Origin of the sequence: Streptomyces sp. NPDC056580, assembly GCF_042793175.1 — a bacterium.
Taxonomy (GTDB): domain Bacteria; phylum Actinomycetota; class Actinomycetes; order Streptomycetales; family Streptomycetaceae; genus Streptomyces.
Genome location: NZ_JBHTVE010000002.1, coordinates 548,424 through 565,663, shown reverse-complemented (window position 1 = coordinate 565,663; position 17,240 = coordinate 548,424). Strand labels below are relative to the sequence as shown.

Sequence of the window (17,240 nt, the reverse complement as noted above, 5' to 3'; positions counted from 1 at the left end):
GGCGGGAACCGTGCGCTCCCCTGGCACGTCACACCGGCGTTCCCTCTGCCGGGGACGCGGGAGACGAGCCAGCGAGGAGCGATGCGGTGAACACCGAGCGACCCGAGAACCCCGAGGAGCCCAGGGACCCCGCCGAGCCGGAGGTCCAGGGCGACGCCCGGACGGCCGGCGCCGGGGGCACCGCGGACGGCGAGGCCGGGGAGGTCCGCGCGGCGGTCGGCGGGGACGCCGGCGACGCCCGCGCGGAGGCCGGCGGGGCGGGCCCGGCGGACGGCGGGGACGGCGGCGAGTGGGCCGGGCGGAACCGCTCGCGGGCGGTGATCGTGTCGGTCGCCGCGGCCGTGCTGCTGGCCGGTGGCGGCGGTGCGTACCTGGCCGCCGCGGGCGGCGGTTCCGGCCATCGCGCGGACGCCGGCGCATCCGGCCCCGGCGCCACTCCCCCGCCGCTGCGCCTGGACACGTGGACGCGGAGCGGTACGGAGGGCATCGCGCCCGGGGAGCCGGATCCGTACGGAGCGACCTATGTCGCGATCGGCGAGCTGCCGGACGGCCCCGGCTCCGCGCCGGTGTACGGACCGGGCAGCGGGGTCCGCGAGGAACAGGTGACCCGGCTGGCCCGGGCGCTCGGGGTCGAGGGCGCGCCGGTGGCCGAGGGGCGCGGCTGGCGGGTCGGCGGGAAGGACGGGTCCGGGCCGCTCCTGCGGGTGAACCGGGACGCGCCGGGCGACTGGACCTACAGCCGCTACTCGCCCGGCACCGACGACTGCCGGAAGGTGACCGTCTGCGCGCACGACCCGGCCGCCCCGGCCGCCGACCCGGTGAGCGCGGACGCCGCCGAGAAGGCGGTGGCGCCGGTGCTGAAGGCGCTCGGCCAGGAGGACGCCGCGATCGACGCCAGTCGGGTCATGGGGGCGCAGCGGGTGGTCGACGCCGATCCGGTGGTGGGCGGTCTGCCCACCTACGGCCTGACGACCGGCCTGACCGTGGACGCGAACGGCGAGCTGGCCGGCGGCCACGGCCGGCTGGCGGCGCCGGTCAGGGGCGACACGTACCCGGTGCTCGGGGCGGCCCGGACGCTGGCGCTGATGAACAAGGGGCCGAAGGCAGGTCACCGGATGGGGATCGGCGGCTGCGCCAGTCCGGTGCCGCTGAAGGAGCGTCTGGAGCAGCCGTGCGGCGGTGCGCCGTCCGCGCCCGGGGCGGCCGACCCGGTGAAGGTGGACAAGGCCGTGTTCGGGCTGGCCGCGCGCTCGTCCGACGGGCGTCAGGTGCTGGTGCCGGCGTGGCTCTTCGAGGTGCGGGGCTCCGCGACGCGCGGCGCCTTCACGGTGGCCTACCCGGCCGTCGACCCGAAGTACCTGCTCGAGCGGGGCCCGGCCATCGACCCCGAGGCGCTGACCGCCCCCGGCGGGTCGGCGGCCCCCGAGCCGGGCACGGCCACACGGACCCGCAGCGTCACGCCGGACGGCTACAGCGCCGACGGCCGTGAGCTGAGCGTGAGCTTCACGGGCGGGGTGTGCTCGCGGTACCGGGCGGCGGCGAAGGAGAGCGCGGACCGGGTGACGGTGACGGTGACGGAGCGGTCGCGGCCGGGCGGGATGTGCGTCGCCATGGGCAGGCTGTACGCGAAGACCGTGCGCCTCGACGCACCGGTCGCCGGGCGCGAGGTGGTCGCGGGTGACGGGCGCCGGCTCCCGGAGGTGAAGCCGCTGGAGCCGCGGACCGCTCGTTAGGACGCTCCCGCGCCTCCGCGGCGCACGGAGCCTCGACGCACGGAGCCTCGACGCACGGAGCCTCGACGCACGAAGCGGCGGCCCCCCTGGACAGGGGTGCCGCCGCTTCGCGCTTCAGGCCGTGGCCGGTTCAGCTGAAGGAGTCGCCGCAGGCGCAGGAGCCCGTCGCGTTCGGGTTGTCGATCGTGAAGCCCTGCTTCTCGATCGTGTCCACGAAGTCGACGGTGGCGCCGCCGAGGTACGGAGCGCTCATGCGGTCGGTGACGACCTTGACCCCGCCGAAGTCCTTCACCACGTCGCCGTCGAGCGAGCGCTCGTCGAAGAAGAGCTGGTAGCGCAGGCCGGAGCAGCCGCCGGGCTGGACGGCGACACGGAGGGCGAGGTCGTCGCGGCCTTCCTGGTCGAGCAGGGCCTTGACCTTCGACGCGGCGGCGTCGGTCAGGATGATGCCGTCGGTGACGGTGGTGGTCTCGTCCGATACGGACATCTACATCTCTCCCGGGTTGTACGGAGACTGCTTGCCGAACGAGTGCAACCGGCGCATCCGCGGATTCATTCCGGGCCGGGCATTCGCGTGGTCGCGTTTCTGGTTCCGTCTTCATGCTCGCACACGCCCGTGGACACGGACAGCGGCCTGTGGAGCGACCCGGGCGGGCCGGGCGGGATTCACGTCACACGGACACTATGGGCATCGTCAAAGTGACGTGAAGCGGCTATGATAGATAGCGTCAGTTAGACGAAAAGTAGAAAGGGTGCGTGTCGTGACCACCGCCCAGACCCCGGAGCTCGACGTACAGCCGACTCCGCTCGCCCTGCTGCTGCTCGGCCGCGAGGCCGACCCGAAGAGCGAGCGGGGTGTCGAGTGCCCCGGCGACCTGCCCTCGCCGTCCGACCCGGACCTGGTGATGCGCGCCCGCGCGGCCAAGGAGAAGCTCGGCGACAAGGTCTTCGTGCTCGGCCACCACTACCAGCGCGACGAGGTCATCCAGTTCGCCGACGTCACGGGCGACTCCTTCAAGCTGGCCCGGGACGCGGCCGCGCGCCCGGAGGCCGAGTACATCGTCTTCTGCGGTGTGCACTTCATGGCCGAGTCGGCGGACATCCTGACGTCCGACGACCAGAAGGTGGTCCTGCCCGACCTGGCGGCCGGCTGCTCCATGGCCGACATGGCCACCGCCGAGCAGGTCGCCGAGTGCTGGGACGTGCTGACCGAGGCGGGCGTGGCCGGTCAGGTGGTGCCGGTCTCGTACATGAACTCCTCGGCGGACATCAAGGCGTTCACCGGCAGGCACGGCGGCACCATCTGCACCTCGTCCAACGCCAGGCGCGCCCTCGACTGGGCCTTCGAGCAGGGCGAGAAGGTCCTCTTCCTGCCCGACCAGCACCTGGGCCGCAACACGGCGGTGCGGGACATGGGCATGTCCCTGGACGACTGCGTGGTCTACAACCCGCACAAGCCGAACGGCGGGCTGACCGCCGAGGAGCTGCGGGACGCGAAGATGATCCTGTGGCGCGGTCACTGCTCGGTGCACGGCCGCTTCAGCCTGGACTCGGTCAACGACGTCCGCGAGCGCATCCCGGGCGTGAACGTCCTGGTGCACCCCGAGTGCAGGCACGAGGTCGTGGCCGCCGCCGACTACGTCGGTTCGACGGAGTACATCATCAAGGCCCTGGAGGCCGCCCCGGCCGGCTCCAAGTGGGCCATCGGCACCGAGCTGAACCTGGTCCGCCGGCTGGCGAACCGTTTCGCGCCCGAGGGCAAGGAGATCGTCTTCCTCGACAGGACGGTCTGCTTCTGCTCGACCATGAACCGCATCGACCTGCCCCACCTGGTCTGGGCGCTGGAGTCCCTGGCCGAGGGCAACCTGGTCAACCGGATCGAGGTCGACGAGGAGACGGAGGCGTTCGCCAAGCTCGCCCTGGAGCGGATGCTGGCGCTGCCCTAACGGTTCACCGGCACACGACGGGGCCCGGTCCGCGCACTGCGCGGACCGGGCCCCGTCGTTCGCTCAGACGCCCGCGGGCTCCAGCGCCTCGGGCTCCGGCTCCCGCTCGGCCGTCTTCCGCTTCGCGCGCCGCTCCTTGCGGAGTTCGAGCATCGCGTAGAGCGTCGGGACCAGGAGCAGGGTCAGCAGGGTCGAGCTGATCAGGCCGCCGATGACGACCACCGCCAGGGGCTGGGCGATGAAGCCGCCCTCGCCGGTGACGCCCAGGGCCATCGGGAGCAGGGCGAAGATGGTCGCCAGCGCCGTCATGAGGATGGGCCGCAGCCGGTGCCGGCCACCCTCGATCACGGCCTCCACGACGCCGTGGCCCTGCCTGCGGTACTGGTTGATCAGGTCGATCAGCACGATCGCGTTGGTCACCACGATGCCGATCAGCATCAGCATGCCGATCATGGCCGGGACGCCCATGGGGGTGCCCGTGACGACCAGCAGGCCGATCGCGCCCGTGGCCGCGAACGGCACGGACACCAGCAGGATCAGCGGCTGCACCAGCGAGCGGAACGTCGCCACCAGCAGCATGAAGACGATCGCGATCGCCGCCAGCATGGCCAGACCCAGGTTCTTGAACGCGTCGTCCTGGTCGGAGGAGACGCCGCCGATCTCGGCCCGCGCCCCCGCCGGGAGCTTCAGGGCCTTGATCCGCGACTGGAGCTGGGTGCTGACCGCGCCGGTGTTGTCGCCGGTCGGCCGGGCCGTGACGGTCGCGGCGCGCCGGCCGTCGATGCGGGTCATCGACACCGGTGCGTCCACCACCTTGACGGTGGCGATGTCGCCGAGCTTCACCGGGCCGAGGCGCAGCGCCTTGAGCTGCGCGAGGGTGGTGGCGGGCTTGGCCGACTTCACGACGACGTCGCGCTCGGTGTCGTCGAGGACCGCCTTGGCGGCCGTGGTGCCGCGCACGGCCTGCGCGACCGGGGCGCCCAGCTTCTGGTCGTCGAACCCGGCCGCGGCCGCCTCGGCGTTGGCCTTGACCGAGATCCGCGGCACGCTCTGGGCCAGGTCGCTGGTGACGTCGGTGACGTCGTCCAGGCCCGCCACCGTGGAGCGGACCCGCTCGGCGGCCTCGCGCAGCGCACCGGCGTCCGAGGCCTTGACCACGACGCTGAGGTCCTGGCTGCCGAAGCCGTCACCGGCGGAGACCGTGGTCGTGCCGATGCCGTCGAGCTTCTTCAGGCCGTCCTCGAGGTGCTTCTGCACGTCGTCGTAGGACGCCGAGTCCTTCAGCATGACCTGGTACGACGCCTGGTTGGTGTCGGTGCCGCCGCCGAAGGCCGCCATGAAGCCGGAGGAGCCGACGGTGACCTGGTAGTCCTTGACGCCGTCGGTGGAGGCGAGCAGCTTCTCCACCTTCTTCGCCTGCGCGTCGGTGGCCGCCAGGCTGGTGCCGGGCTTCAGCTTCTGCTTGACCGTGAGGACCTCCTGCTCGCCCTGGTCGAAGAAGTTCGTCTTCAGCAGTCCGGACATGCCGAACGTGACGACCAGGACGGCCACCGCGATCAGCACGCTGGTGAGCCTGCGGCGGGTGGCGAAGCGCAGGACGGGGACGTAGACCCGCTGGAGGCGGCTCTTGGCCTCCTTCTCCTCTGCCGCCCGGCGCGCCTCCTCGGCGTCGTCGGGGGTGCCCTTGGGCGCGCGCAGGAACCAGTAGGACAGGACCGGCACGACCGTCAGCGAGACCAGCAGGGAGGCGAGCAGGGCCGCAGTCACGGTGATGCTGAACGAGCCGAACAGGGCGCCCACCATGCCGCCGACCAGGCCGATCGGCAGGAACACGGCGACCGTGGTGAGGGTCGAGGAGGTGACCGCGCCGGCCACCTCGCGCACCGCGCCCAGGATCGCCTCCCGGCGCTCCTCGCCGTAGCCGAGGTGCCGCTTGATGTTCTCCAGGACCACGATCGAGTCGTCGACGACCCGGCCGATGGCGATGGTCAGCGCACCGAGCGTGAGCATGTTCAGCGACAGGCCGCGGGTCCACAGCACGATGAGCGCGAGGACCACCGACAGCGGGATGGACACCGCCGTGACCAGCGTCGAGCGGACCGAGGCCAGGAAGACCAGGATGATCAGGACGGCGAAGAGCAGACCCAGCGCGCCTTCCGTCGTCAGGCCCTTGATCGACTTGGAGACGGCCGGGCCCTGGTCGCTGACGACCGTGAGCTTCGCGCCGGAGCCGAGGTCCGCCCGCAGGGCGGGCAGCTTGTCCTGGACCGCGTCGGAGATGGAGACCGCGCTGCCGTCGTGGTCCATGGTGACGTTGACGGCGAGGCTGGGCCGGCCGTCGGTGCGGGTGATGGAGTCCGCCGGGGCCGGCTGCTCCTTCACGGCGGCCACGTCGCCGAGGCGCACGGGCTCGTCCGCGCCCTCACCGGTGACCCGCAGGTCCCGGATCTGCTTCAGCGAGGTGAAGCCGCCGCCGACCTGGACGGTGCGGTTGGCGCCGTCCTCGTCGAAGGAGCCGGCCGGGACGGTCGCGCCGCCCGCCTGCAGGGCCTGGCCGAGGGCGGCGGAGGTGAGCCCGGCCTTCGCCAGCTTCGCGTCGTCCGGGGTGACCGCGACCTGCAGGTCCCGGGCGCCGGTGACCTGGACGCGGCCGACGCCGTCGATGTCCTTCAGGGCCGGCACGACGGTGGTGTCGAGCTGGTCGGCGAGGGCCTGCTGGTCCTTGTCGGCGGTGACGGCGAGGACCACGGTCGGCATGTCGTCCGTGGAGCCGGAGACGACCTGCGGGTCGACGTCGTCGGGAAGCTGGTTGCGGGCCCGGTTGACGGCCTGCTGGACGTCGGAGACGAGCCGCTTGGTGTCGTTGCCGTAGTCGAAGGACGCCATGATCACGGCGTTGCCCTCGCTCGCGGTGGAGGTGACGCCGGTGACGCCGTCGACGCCCTGCAGGTTGTTCTCGATGGGCTCGACGACCTGCTTCTCCACGACGTCGGGAGAGGCGCCCTGGTACGGCGCGATGACCGACACCATGGGCAGTTCGATGGTGGGCAGCAGTTGCTGCTTGATCTGAGGGATCGCGATCAGCCCGAAGACGAGCGCGATGAGCGACATCAGGCCGATCAGGGCCCTTTGTGCGAGGCTGAATCTCGACAGCCAGGACATGGGTCAGGGATCTCTCTTCTGTGAACGGCAGAAGCTGCTGCGGGGCGCGGACGAGCGCCCACCCCACCTTGGGCCATGCCGGACGGCGGTTCCGTAGCCCCCAGGTCCATTTCCTTATCCGGTGCCTACTCCGCGCGCAGTACACGCGGGTGGAGATCAGTCCATCCTCGGACGTACCAGACCCGACTCGTACGCGATGACCACGAGCTGTGCCCGGTCCCGTGCGCCCAGCTTGGCCATGGCCCGGTTGACGTGCGTCTTCACCGTCAGCGGGCTGACCTCGAGGCGTTCGGCGATCTCGTCGTTGGAGTGGCCGCCGGCGACCTGGACCAGGACCTCGCGCTCCCGGCCGGTGAGCGCGCCGAGCCGCTCGGAGCGAGCCGGGTCGCGGCCGTCGTCGCCGCCCTGGGCGAGGAAGCGGGCGATCAGGCCCTTGGTGGCGGCCGGGGAGAGCAGCGCCTCACCGCCGGCGGCGACCCGGATCGCGTTCAGCAGTTCTTCGGGTTCGCTGCCCTTGCCGAGGAACCCGCAGGCGCCGGCGCGCAGCGACTGCACGACGTAGTCGTCGACCTCGAAGGTGGTCAGTATGACCACGTGCACCTGGGCCAGGTCGGGGTCGGCGCTGATCAGGCGGGTGGCGGCGAGGCCGTCGGTGCCGGGCATGCGGATGTCCATGAGGACGACGTCGGCGGCGCGCTCCCCGGCCAGCCGCACCGCCTCGGCGCCGTCGGAGGCCTCGCCCACCACCTCCATGTCGGACTCGGAGTCGACCAGCACCCGGAACGCGCTGCGCAACAGCGCCTGGTCGTCGGCGAGCAGGACACGGATCGTCATGCGGTCTCCCCCGGAGCCGTCGTACGGGTCGTGACCGGCAGGATCGCATGGACCCGGAAGCCGCCGCCGTAACGGGGCCCGGTGGTCAGGATGCCGCCGACGGCTGTGACCCGCTCCCGCATGCCGAGCAGCCCGTGACCGCCGCCGTCGCCCGGCGCACCGCCCGTGCCGGCGCCGTCGTCCACCACGGTGACCTCGATGCTGCCGCCGACGCGTACGACGCTGACCTCGGCCCGCGCCTCGGCGCCGGCGTGCTTGCGCACGTTGGTCAGGGCCTCCTGGATGCACCGGTAGGCCGCCAGGTCCACGGCGGCAGGGAGTTCGGTGCCGTGGTCGGTGCGGGCCACCTCGACCGGCAGCCCGGCGCTGCGGAAGGTGCCGGCGAGTTCGTCGAGGCGGCTCAGGCCCGGGGCGGGCTCGGTGGGCGCCTCGGGGTCGCCGGACTGGCGCAGCAGGCCGACGGTGGCGCGCAGTTCGTCGAGCGCGCTGCGGCTGGCCTCGCGGACGTGGGCGAGCGCCTCCTTGGCCTGGTCGGGCCGGCGGTCCATGACGTGCGCGGCGACCCCGGCCTGCACGTTGACGAGCGCGATGTGGTGGGCGACCACGTCGTGCAGGTCGCGGGCGATGCGCAGCCGCTCCTCGGCGACCCGGCGGCGGGCCTCCTCCTCGCGGGTGCGCTCGGCGCGTTCGGCGCGCTCCCGTATGGCCTGCACGACGGCGCGGCGGCTGCGCACCGCGTCGCCGGCGGTGGCGCCGATGCCGGTCCAGGCGAGCAGGCCCAGGTTCTCCTGGGCGTACCAGGGCATGGGGCCGGCGAGCATCGCGGCGGCGGTCAGCACGGTCATGGTGAGCAGGCCGACGCGCCAGGTGGTGGTGCGGTCGGTGGTCGCGGCGACGGTGTAGAGGGCGACCACGGCGGCCATCGCGACCGGGGCGCGCGGGTCGCCGGTGAGGGACTCGATCAGGGAGGCGGTGCCGGTGACGGCGAGGACGCCCTTCGGGAAGCGGCGGCGCAGGACCAGCGCGGCGGCGGCGAGGGTCATCAGGACGAGGCCGAGCGGGTCGGGGACGCGCATGCCCCAGGTGACGCCCTTGGCGCCGTGCGGCACCGCGAAGGAGCCGGCGACCATGCACGCCAGCACACCCGCCGCGATGGCCGCGTCCAGCGCGATGGGGTGGGCCTTGAGGCTGCACCGGGCGCGATCGAGAGTGCTCACCCGCTGAACAGTACGGGGCGGGGCGGGGCGCCGGAACCTCGCGAGGCGCAGCTCACCCGCCCTCGGCGTCCGGCCGGTGCGCGCGCCGCGCGCGTCGGCCGGACGCCCCGTTCCTGCTGTTCACACGCGGTCTTCTCGCCGTCGTCCGGGCCGCCATGGGCGGCTCAGCCCGGGATGAGCCCCTCGTCGCCGAGCAGCTCCCGGACCTCCTCCAGCGTCGCCTCGGGGGACGGGAGGATGAGTTCCGAGGGTTCCAGGGCGTCGTCCGGCAGCGGGGCGCCGAGGCGCCGGACGGCGTCCAGCAGGGTGGAGAGCGTGCGGCGGAAGCCCGCCTCGTCGCCGCCCTCCACCTCGGCCAGCAGCTCGTCGTCCAGCTCGTTGAGCTCGGCGAAGTGGGCGTCGTCCAGCTTCACCTGGCCCTCCCCCATGATCCGTACGATCACGTCGGCCTCCTCGGCTCGGGGCCCCGGCCCGGACTACTGCTTGTCGAAGCGCGGGGTGTCCTGCGGCTGCTGCTGGGACTGCGCCTGGCCGGTGCCGCCCTCGATGGCCTGCTGCGAGGAGCCCCCGGCCAGCTCGGCCTTCATGCGCTGCAGTTCCAGCTCCACATCCGTACCACCGGAGAGCCGGTCCAGCTCGGCCTGGATGTCGTCCTTGGCCATTCCGGAGGGGTCGTCGAGGGCGCCGGAGGCGAGGAGTTCGTCGATGGCGCCGGCCCGGGCCTGGAGCTGGGCGGTCTTGTCCTCGGCGCGCTGGATGGCGAGGCCGACGTCGCCCATCTCCTCGGAGATGCCGGAGAAGGCCTCCCCGATGCGGGTCTGCGCCTGGGCGGCGGTGTAGGTGGCCTTGATGGTCTCCTTCTTCGTCCGGAAGGCGTCCACCTTGGCCTGCAGCCGCTGGGCCGCGAGGGTGAGCTTCTCCTCCTCGCCCTGGAGGGTGGAGTGCTGCGTCTCCAGGTCCGTCACCTGCTGCTGGAGGGCGGCGCGGCGGGACAGCGCCTCGCGTGCGAGGTCCTCACGGCCCAGCGCGAGCGCCTTGCGGCCCTGGTCCTCCAGCTTGGAGGACTGCTGCTGCAGCTGGTTGAGCTGGAGTTCGAGGCGCTTGCGGGAGGTCGCCACGTCGGCGACCCCGCGGCGCACCTTCTGAAGCAGTTCGAGCTGCTTCTGGTACGAGTAATCGAGGGTCTCGCGCGGGTCCTCGGCCCGGTCAAGGGCCTTGTTCGCCTTCGCGCGGAAGATCATCCCCATACGCTTCATGACACCGCTCATGGGCTTCGCGCGCCCCCTTCTGACGGACTCCAGCTGACCGATCCAGCGACAGAACCCACAGTACGGGCCCTGACTCCATTACCGCACTGTTCGGGGACCGATGCGCTCATCCCCAAGGACGACTGCGGACCCGGCCGATCCGGCGTGAGGAGTAGGTGATCCCCGGGGCGGGCCCGCTCGCGCCCTTCCGGTGACCGCCGGGTGAAGCGTCCGCGTCGTCCCCTCTGTCCCCCTACAGACGTCCGGTGTTGCCGGATCGTTCCCGGGCGGGCTGGGGTCCATGCCTGTGCAGCCCGTACCCTTGGGTTTTGTGTTCCGTAGCCGTGCCAAGGAAGAGAAGGCCCCCGCCGACAAGGCGGCCGTGAGCTTCTCCAAGCAGCCCCGTGACCCGCAGGCCCCCAAGGGCAGGCCGACCCCCAAGCGCAGTGAGGCCCAGTCGCAGCGCCGCAGCGTCGCCAGCACGCCGACGACCCGCAAGGACGCCGCCAAGCGTCAGCGCGAGGAGCGGCGGCAGGCGCTGGAGCGGCAGCGCAAGGCGCTGGCCGGCGGCGACGAGCGCTACCTGCCGGCCCGCGACAAGGGCCCGGTGCGCAGGTTCGCGCGCGACTGGGTGGACTCGCGGTTCAACATGGCGGAGTTCTTCCTGCCCTTCGCCGTGGTGATCCTGGTGCTGAGCGTGGTGCGGGTGCCGTCGATCCAGACGCTGGCGCTGTGGCTGTGGGCCGTGGTGATCGTGCTGATCGTCGTCGACGCGGTGCTCAGCGGCTTCCGGCTGCGCAAGCGACTGGCCGAGCGCTTCCCCGACCAGAACCGCCGGGGCGCGGTCGCCTACGCCCTGATGCGCTCGCTGCAGATGCGCCGGCTCAGGCTGCCGAAGCCGCAGGTCAAGCGCGGAGAACGGCCCTGAGCACTGAGGCTTTGACCGGGGGTGCGGCCGACGCCCGGCCGGGCGGGCTGCGTGACGTCGTGCGACAGGAGCTGGTGGCCCGGCAGCTCGACGAGCAGATGGCCGGGCGGTTCCCGGTCGGGCAGCGGCTGCGGGTGCTCGACGTGGGGATGGGCCGGGGCACGCAGGCGCTGCGGCTGGCCCGGCTCGGCCACCGGGTGACCGGCGTCGAGCAGGACGCGGCGATGGTCACGGCCGCGCGCCGGGCGCTGGCCGGTGAGCCCGAGGGCATTCGCGAGCGGGTCCGTCTGGTGCAGGGCGACGGGCGGGACACCGGGGTGCACTTCCTGCCCGGCAGCTTCGACGTGGTGCTGTGCCACGGCGTACTGATGTACGTGGAGGAGCCCGACCCGCTGGTCGCGGGCCTGGCCCGGATGCTCGCGCCCGGCGGACTGCTGTCCCTCCTCGTGTGCAACGGCGACGCGCTCGCCATGCGGCCGGGCCTGTCCGGCGACTGGCCGGGGGCGCTGGCCGCCTTCGGCACCGCCCCCCGCCTCCCCGGTCCGCGGACGGACCCGGACGCGCAGGCTCCCGACCGTCCCGGCCCGGACGTACGGGCCGACCGGCTGGCGGCGCTGACCGCCACCCTGGCCGGCATCGCCGCCCCGCTGCACGCCTGGTACGGCGTGCAGGTCTTCACCGGCACCGCGGCGGACGACGCGGAGATCCCGGACGACCTGGAGACCCTGCTGGCGGCCGAGGACCGGGCGGGGCGCACGGACCCCTACCGGGCGGTCGCGGCTCTGCTGCACCTGTGCGGGGTGCGCGGCTAGGGGCCTGTCGCGACAGGGCCTCGTAGCCCGAGGCGGCCGCGTGGCCCGGCAGGCCCTGGGGCCGGCCGGACCCCGGCGGCGTTCCGGGCCCCGGCGGCGTTCCCTGGGGCACGGCGGCATTCCCGGGTCACGGCCGGACGGGGAATGCCACCGGGGGCGTCGCGGTCGCCGCGGCGACGTCACCGGCGGCCGGCGGTGTCCGGGGCCGTTCGGACGTATCGGGCGGGCCCGGGGGGTCGCGGGTGGAAACACTCGGGGCATGGACGTTTCCCGTGGCCGCGCCCGCCTGAGGGGCGCCCGCGTTCCCGTGCTGGTCTGTGCCGTGCTGCTCGCCGCCGGCTGTACGGCGCCGGCGACGCCGGTGGAGCGGCCCGGCGCGTCCGACCGGGCGGCGCTCCCGCTGGGGCCGGACGACGTGCAGGGCCGGTTCCTGAAGGTGATCAAGGAGGTCCTGCCGTCGGTCGTGCAGATCCAGGCGAGCCGTGACCTCGGCTCCGGGGTCGTGTACGACGACCGGGGGCACATCGTCACCAATGCGCACGTGGTCGGGGCCGAGAAGACCTTCCGGGTGACCACGGCCAACAGCGAGGAGCCGCTCACCGCGAGCCTGGTGTACTCCTACCCCGAGCAGGACCTCGCGGTGATCAGGCTGGACCGGGTGCCGGCCGGGCTGCGGGCGGCGGTGTTCGGGAACTCCGAGGCGGTGCAGGTCGGCCATATCGTGCTGGCCATGGGCTCACCGCTCGGACTGTCGTCCAGCGTGACCCAGGGCATCGTCTCGGCGACCGGACGGACCGTCAGCGAGGGCGGCTCGGACGGCGGTACCGGCGCCACCATCGCGAACATGGTGCAGACCTCGGCGGCCATCAACCCGGGCAACAGCGGCGGGGCGCTGGTGAACCTCGAGGGGCAGGTCATCGGCATCCCGACGCTCGCCGCGTCCGATCCCGACCTGGGGGGCGGCGCGGCGCCCGGCATCGGTTTCGCCATCCCCGCGTCGATGGTGCGGACGGTCGCCGACCAGATCGTCCAGAACGGCAAGGTCGTCGACTCGGGGCGGGCCGCGCTCGGCGTCACCGTGCGCACGGTGGTGGACGACGGCTACCGGCCGGCCGGGGCCGCGGTGGTGACCGTCACCGGCGGCGGCCCGGCCGCCCGGGCCGGGCTGCGGGCCGGCGACGTTATCACCGGGGTGGACCGCACCCCGGTCACCTCCGCCACCGGGCTGTCCGAGGCGCTGGCGGCCCGGCGGCCGGGGCAGCGGGTCCCGGTGACCTACGAGCGCGACGGCGCGGCGAAGACGGTGGAGGTGACACTGGGTGAGCAGTGAGGAGGGCGGCCGCGGCTCCTCCCCACTCCCCGGCCGCGGCTTACGACGCCTCGGCGTGCAGGCTCATCGGGCCGTAGATCTCGCTGGTCTCCTCGAACAGGCGCACCTGGTCCGCGCCGCCTTCCTGCAGCGCCTTCCAGTGCTCGCCGATCCAGGACTCGGCGTCCCCCTGGGTGGTGAACTCCTCGGGCTGCACCGCGGGCTGGACCTCCGTCCCGTCGGCCTTCTCGAACCGCCACGTCCATGCCGTCATATGGGCCTCCTCTGATCCAACTCTGCCCCGGCAGACTAGCCGGAAGCGCAAGACCTGCTGGGAAGGGTGAAAATCGGTCCGTGGAAGTCACTCTGCTCGGCACCGGCGCCCCCGCGGGACTGCCCCGCCCCGACTGTTCCTGCGCCGTCTGCGCGACCGCGCTGGGCCCCGACGCGCGGGCGGCCACCGCGCTGCTCGTGGACGGGGCCCTGCTGCTCGATCTGACGCCGGGCGCGGCGCTCGCGGCCGCCCGGTCCGGGCATTCGCTGGGCGGAGTACGGCAGGTGCTGCTGTCCCATCCGCACGACGGGCCGCCGGTGGAGGTGCCGGCCGGGCTGCCGCAGCCCGGACGGGTGCCGGACGGGCGGGAGTTGGCGCTGCTGACGGGCCATCGGGTACGGGCGGTGGCGATGGACGCGGGCGGCACCGGGTACGCGGTGAGCGGACCGGACGGGCAGCGGCTGCTGTACCTGCCGCCGGGCGGGGCGCCGGCCGGCCTGGAGGAGCCGGCCCCGGAGACGTACCAGATGGTCCTCGCCGACGTCGTCGGCCGGCCGGACGCGCTGGCCCGGCTGCGGGCGGTGGGTTCGGTGGACCCGACCACGGACGTCGTCGCCGTGCACCTCGGCCACGACGTGCCGCAGGGCGCGGAGCTGCGGCGGCGGCTCGCGGCGGCGGGCGCGCGGGCGGTCCCGGACGGCACGACGCTGATGGTCGGCGCGTACGAGGAGGTGCCGGACGTGCCGCGCCGGACGCTGGTGCTCGGCGGAGCGCGCTCGGGCAAGTCGGTGGAGGCCGAACGGCGTCTGGAGGCCTTCCCCGACGTGCTGTACGTGGCCACGGGCGGCACGCGCGGCGGCGACACCGAGTGGGCGGCGCGGGTGGCCGCGCACCGGGAGCGGCGGCCGGGGTCGTGGCGTACGACGGAGACGACGGACCTGCTGCCGCTGCTGGCCGGGGACGGGCCGCCGGTGCTGATCGACTGTCTGTCGCTGTGGCTGACGGACGTCATGGACTCCGTCGGGGCGTGGGACGACGCGGAGTGGGCCGGAGGCGGGGAGAAGGCGCTGCGGGAGCGGGTGCGGGAGCTGACGGCGGCGGTGCGGAGCGCCCGGCGGACCGTGGTCGCGGTGTCCAACGAGGTGGGGTCGGGGATCGTGCCGGCGACTGCCTCCGGGCGGCGGTACCGGGACGAGCTGGGGCGGTTGAACGCGGCGTTCGCGGCCGAGTGCGAGCAGGTGCTGCTGGTCGTGGCGGGACAGGCGGTGGTGCTCCGCGGCTGAGGCGCGTGGTCGGCCCGGCGCCGGGCCTCGGACGGGCGCCGCCGGGATGCCGCCCGCCGCCGAGGCGCCGCCCGCCACCGGGATGCCGCCCGCCGCCGGGGTGCCGTTCGTGGTCGGGGTGCCGTTCGTGGCCCGGTGTGGGCACGTGGCGCCCGGTCGCGCGGTTCCCCGCGCGCCTTCCGCCCGGTCCCGGGGCGGCTGTGTCCCGCTCAGGGCGATGGCTGAACGGCGGCCGCCGTGTTCTTGCGGGCCACGAGGCGGTAGGCGTTGGAGAAGGGGGTGTGACGGGCCAGGGGGGAGAGGGTGTGGTCCAGCGCCCGGGCGAGGTCGGCCAGGGGGGCTGCCGCGGCCCGCAGGAGGGAATGGGTGCGGGACAGGGCCAGGGTGAGGGCCGCCGACAGGTCGTAGGGGATGTGCGGGGCGCAGCGGTCGGTGACGAGGACCGTGCAGCCCTGCCGCTCCAGCTCCGCGCGGAGGTTGGCGAGGGGCGGCAGGTGCAGGTGCCTCGGCTGTCCGTAGGACCACCACCACCTGCCCAGGAGTGCGGCGAACGCGCAGCGCGGGTCGGGGACTTCGACGACGAGGTGGCCGCCGGGCCGCAGGACGGCGAGCGCGGCGCGGAGTTCGGCGCGCGGCTCCGGGGCGTGCTGCAGGTGGTGGAACATGCTGACCACGTCGTAGCGGGCGCGCAGGCGGGCCGCCGTGCCCGGGGTGCTCAGGTAGCCGCGGTGGGCCTCCTCGACGCGGCCCTCCAGCAGGGCCTGTTCGACGCGGGCCGTCGGGTCCAGGCCGTCGAAGCTGGTGTACGGGAAGAACTCCTTCGCCGCCTCGGGGAAGCGGGCGTGTCCCGTGCCCACGTCCAGCCAGCTCTCCGGGTCGGGCAGCGCCGACAGCGCGTGCGCGGCGGCGCGGTGGCGGCGGCGGACCGTGCGGGCGGAGCGGAGCCGCCCGGCGAACTCCTCGAGCTGTCGCACGTAGGAGTCCCGGTGGTAGAAGGCGAGGCCCTCCGCGGTGAGCCGGGGGTTCTGGAAGACGTGGCGGCAGTCGCCGCACTCGTCGAGGGCGTGGCTGCCCGGCCGGTGCCGCAGCGGATCGGGGGCGCGCATCAGGGTGCGCAGGCGCCGGGAGCCGCACCAGGGGCAGTCCCCGCGGCGCGGTTCCAGGAAGGGGTCGTAGGGCTCGTTGACCGGCGTGGAGGAGGACGAGGGCTGCATGGACGGCTCCCAGGGCGACATTCCGCGGCAAACCGGAACGTATGGGATACCGATCTTGGGTGCAAAGACGTCGTCACCGCGCGGTGGCGATGTGGCGCGGGCGGGTTCGTCCGCTGCCGGTACTGTTCGGCGAATGAGCAGCCTTGAACTGGACGACTTCACCGATCTGATCGAGCGCCCGGACGGGGGCGTTCGCCGTGACGCCGAGGCCCGGCGCGAGCGCCAGATCGTGCCGCCCGGGTCGCTCGGACGGCTGGACGAGCTGGGCGAGTGGCTGTCCGCCGCGCAGGGCGCCGTACCGGTACGGCCGGTCGAGCGGCCGCGGGTGGTGCTCTTCGCCGGTGATCACGGCGTCGCGGAACTCGGCGTCTCCGCACGGCCGGCGGGCAGCGCCGAGCGGCTGGTGCGGGCGGTGCTGGAGGGCGGCAGCCCGGTGTCGGTGCTCGCGCGCCGGCTGGACGTCCCGGTGCGCGTGGTGGACATGTCGCTGGACTGCCCGCCGGAGTCCTTCCCGGAGGACGTCGTGCGCCACCGCGTGCGGCGCGGCAGCGGCCGCATCGACATCGAGGACGCGCTCACCGCGGACGAGGCCGAGGCGGCCTTCCGGGCCGGCGTGGCGGTCGCCGACGAGGAGGCCGACTCGGGGACGGACCTGGTGGTGCTCGGCGACCTGAGCGTGGGCGGGACCACGGCCGCCGCGGTGCTGGTCGCGGCGCTGTGCGGGACCGACGCGTCCGTGGTGACCGGGCGGGGCGGCCGGCCGGTCGACGACCTGGCGTGGATGCGCAAGTGCGCGGCGATCCGGGACGCGCTGCGGCGGGCGCGCCCGGTGCTCGGCGACCAGCTCCAGCTCCTCGCCACCGTGGGCGGCGCCGACCTGGCCGCGATGACCGGGTTCCTGTTGCAGTGCGCCGTGCGCAAGCTGCCGGTGATCCTGGACGGCGTGGTGTCCGCAGCGTGCGCCCTGGTCGCCCAGCGGGTCGCGTTCCGGGCGCCCGACTGGTGGCTGGCCGGGCACGACAGCGGGGAGCCGGGGCAGGCGAAGGCGCTGGACCGGATGGCGCTGGAGCCGATGCTGGAGCAGGGCGTGAAGGTCGGCGAGGGCGTGGGGGCGCTGCTGGCGCTGCCGCTGGTGCGGGCCGCCGCCGCGCTGGCGGCCGAGCTGCCCGAGGAGCCGGAGCCCGGGGCGGACGAGAAGCCGGAGCCGGAGGACGGGAACGCCGCGCCGGGTGCGGGGCCGGGGCCGGGCCGGGAGACGGGGCCGGAGAAGGAGTAGCCGGT

General features: G+C 73.9%; 15 protein-coding genes. 7 read left to right on the top strand and 8 right to left on the bottom strand.

What is annotated here, in order from left to right:
* Positions 1-86: 86 nt before the first annotated feature.
* Positions 87-1,733 carry a hypothetical protein gene (locus tag ACFQ9Z_RS06300; protein WP_383011507.1) on the top strand — a complete coding sequence of 549 codons (1,647 nt, stop codon included), beginning with the start codon at positions 87-89 and terminating at the stop codon, positions 1,731-1,733.
* A gap of 130 nt (positions 1,734-1,863) precedes the next feature.
* On the opposite strand, the gene ACFQ9Z_RS06295 is transcribed toward ACFQ9Z_RS06300, so the two are convergent.
* On the bottom strand, positions 1,864-2,220 hold the full coding sequence (locus ACFQ9Z_RS06295) for an iron-sulfur cluster assembly accessory protein (RefSeq protein WP_061919812.1): 357 nt from the start codon (positions 2,218-2,220) through the stop codon (positions 1,864-1,866).
* 274 nt (positions 2,221-2,494) lie between these two features.
* On the opposite strand from ACFQ9Z_RS06295, the gene nadA reads away from it, so the two are divergent.
* On the top strand, positions 2,495-3,679 hold the full coding sequence (nadA, locus tag ACFQ9Z_RS06290) for a quinolinate synthase NadA (RefSeq protein WP_383011503.1): 1,185 nt from the start codon (positions 2,495-2,497) through the stop codon (positions 3,677-3,679).
* A gap of 63 nt (positions 3,680-3,742) precedes the next feature.
* On the opposite strand, the gene ACFQ9Z_RS06285 is transcribed toward nadA, so the two are convergent.
* From ACFQ9Z_RS06285 to ACFQ9Z_RS06265, 5 genes are all read right to left on the bottom strand, one after another.
* A complete protein-coding gene (locus ACFQ9Z_RS06285) occupies positions 3,743-6,841 on the bottom strand; it encodes an efflux RND transporter permease subunit (RefSeq protein ID WP_383011499.1) in 3,099 nt (1,032 codons plus the stop codon).
* 156 nt (positions 6,842-6,997) lie between these two features.
* Complete coding sequence (locus tag ACFQ9Z_RS06280; RefSeq protein WP_383011496.1) at positions 6,998-7,675, bottom strand: response regulator; 678 nt, start codon at positions 7,673-7,675, stop codon at positions 6,998-7,000.
* Entirely contained in the window at positions 7,672-8,892 is a 1,221-nt protein-coding gene (locus ACFQ9Z_RS06275) for a sensor histidine kinase (protein WP_383011493.1), read from the bottom strand. The genes ACFQ9Z_RS06280 and ACFQ9Z_RS06275 overlap by 4 nt, the downstream gene beginning before the upstream one ends.
* Positions 8,893-9,056: 164 nt before the next feature.
* On the bottom strand, positions 9,057-9,335 hold the full coding sequence (locus ACFQ9Z_RS06270) for a hypothetical protein (protein WP_383011490.1): 279 nt from the start codon (positions 9,333-9,335) through the stop codon (positions 9,057-9,059).
* A gap of 33 nt (positions 9,336-9,368) precedes the next feature.
* The gene (locus tag ACFQ9Z_RS06265; RefSeq protein ID WP_383011487.1) at positions 9,369-10,160 is read right to left on the bottom strand and encodes a PspA/IM30 family protein; all 792 of its coding nucleotides are present in this window, start codon (positions 10,158-10,160) and stop codon (positions 9,369-9,371) included.
* Positions 10,161-10,470: 310 nt separating this feature from the next.
* Between ACFQ9Z_RS06265 and ACFQ9Z_RS06260 the strand changes: the two genes are divergently transcribed.
* The 3 genes from ACFQ9Z_RS06260 to ACFQ9Z_RS06250 all read left to right on the top strand — a co-directional run bounded on the left by ACFQ9Z_RS06260 (position 10,471) and on the right by ACFQ9Z_RS06250 (position 13,209).
* Entirely contained in the window at positions 10,471-11,067 is a 597-nt protein-coding gene (locus ACFQ9Z_RS06260) for a DUF3043 domain-containing protein (protein WP_383011485.1), read from the top strand.
* Positions 11,068-11,141: 74 nt separating this feature from the next.
* The gene (locus ACFQ9Z_RS06255; protein WP_383011851.1) at positions 11,142-11,879 is read left to right on the top strand and encodes a class I SAM-dependent methyltransferase; all 738 of its coding nucleotides are present in this window, start codon (positions 11,142-11,144) and stop codon (positions 11,877-11,879) included.
* Positions 11,880-12,138: 259 nt separating this feature from the next.
* On the top strand, positions 12,139-13,209 hold the full coding sequence (locus ACFQ9Z_RS06250; RefSeq protein WP_383011480.1) for a S1C family serine protease: 1,071 nt from the start codon (positions 12,139-12,141) through the stop codon (positions 13,207-13,209).
* 40 nt (positions 13,210-13,249) lie between these two features.
* Here the strand turns inward: ACFQ9Z_RS06250 and ACFQ9Z_RS06245 are convergent, their stop codons facing one another.
* Complete coding sequence (locus ACFQ9Z_RS06245) at positions 13,250-13,462, bottom strand: hypothetical protein (protein WP_143639167.1); 213 nt, start codon at positions 13,460-13,462, stop codon at positions 13,250-13,252.
* Positions 13,463-13,542: 80 nt separating this feature from the next.
* Between ACFQ9Z_RS06245 and ACFQ9Z_RS06240 the strand changes: the two genes are divergently transcribed.
* A complete protein-coding gene (locus ACFQ9Z_RS06240) occupies positions 13,543-14,745 on the top strand; it encodes a bifunctional adenosylcobinamide kinase/adenosylcobinamide-phosphate guanylyltransferase (protein ID WP_383011475.1) in 1,203 nt (400 codons plus the stop codon).
* Positions 14,746-14,954: 209 nt separating this feature from the next.
* On the opposite strand, the gene ACFQ9Z_RS06235 is transcribed toward ACFQ9Z_RS06240, so the two are convergent.
* On the bottom strand, positions 14,955-15,959 hold the full coding sequence (locus ACFQ9Z_RS06235) for a class I SAM-dependent methyltransferase (protein WP_383011472.1): 1,005 nt from the start codon (positions 15,957-15,959) through the stop codon (positions 14,955-14,957).
* Positions 15,960-16,092: 133 nt separating this feature from the next.
* Here ACFQ9Z_RS06235 and cobT point away from each other — a divergent pair, with 133 nt between their 5' ends.
* The gene (cobT, locus tag ACFQ9Z_RS06230) at positions 16,093-17,235 is read left to right on the top strand and encodes a nicotinate-nucleotide--dimethylbenzimidazole phosphoribosyltransferase (protein WP_383011469.1); all 1,143 of its coding nucleotides are present in this window, start codon (positions 16,093-16,095) and stop codon (positions 17,233-17,235) included.
* The last annotated feature ends 5 nt before the right edge of the window (positions 17,236-17,240 follow it).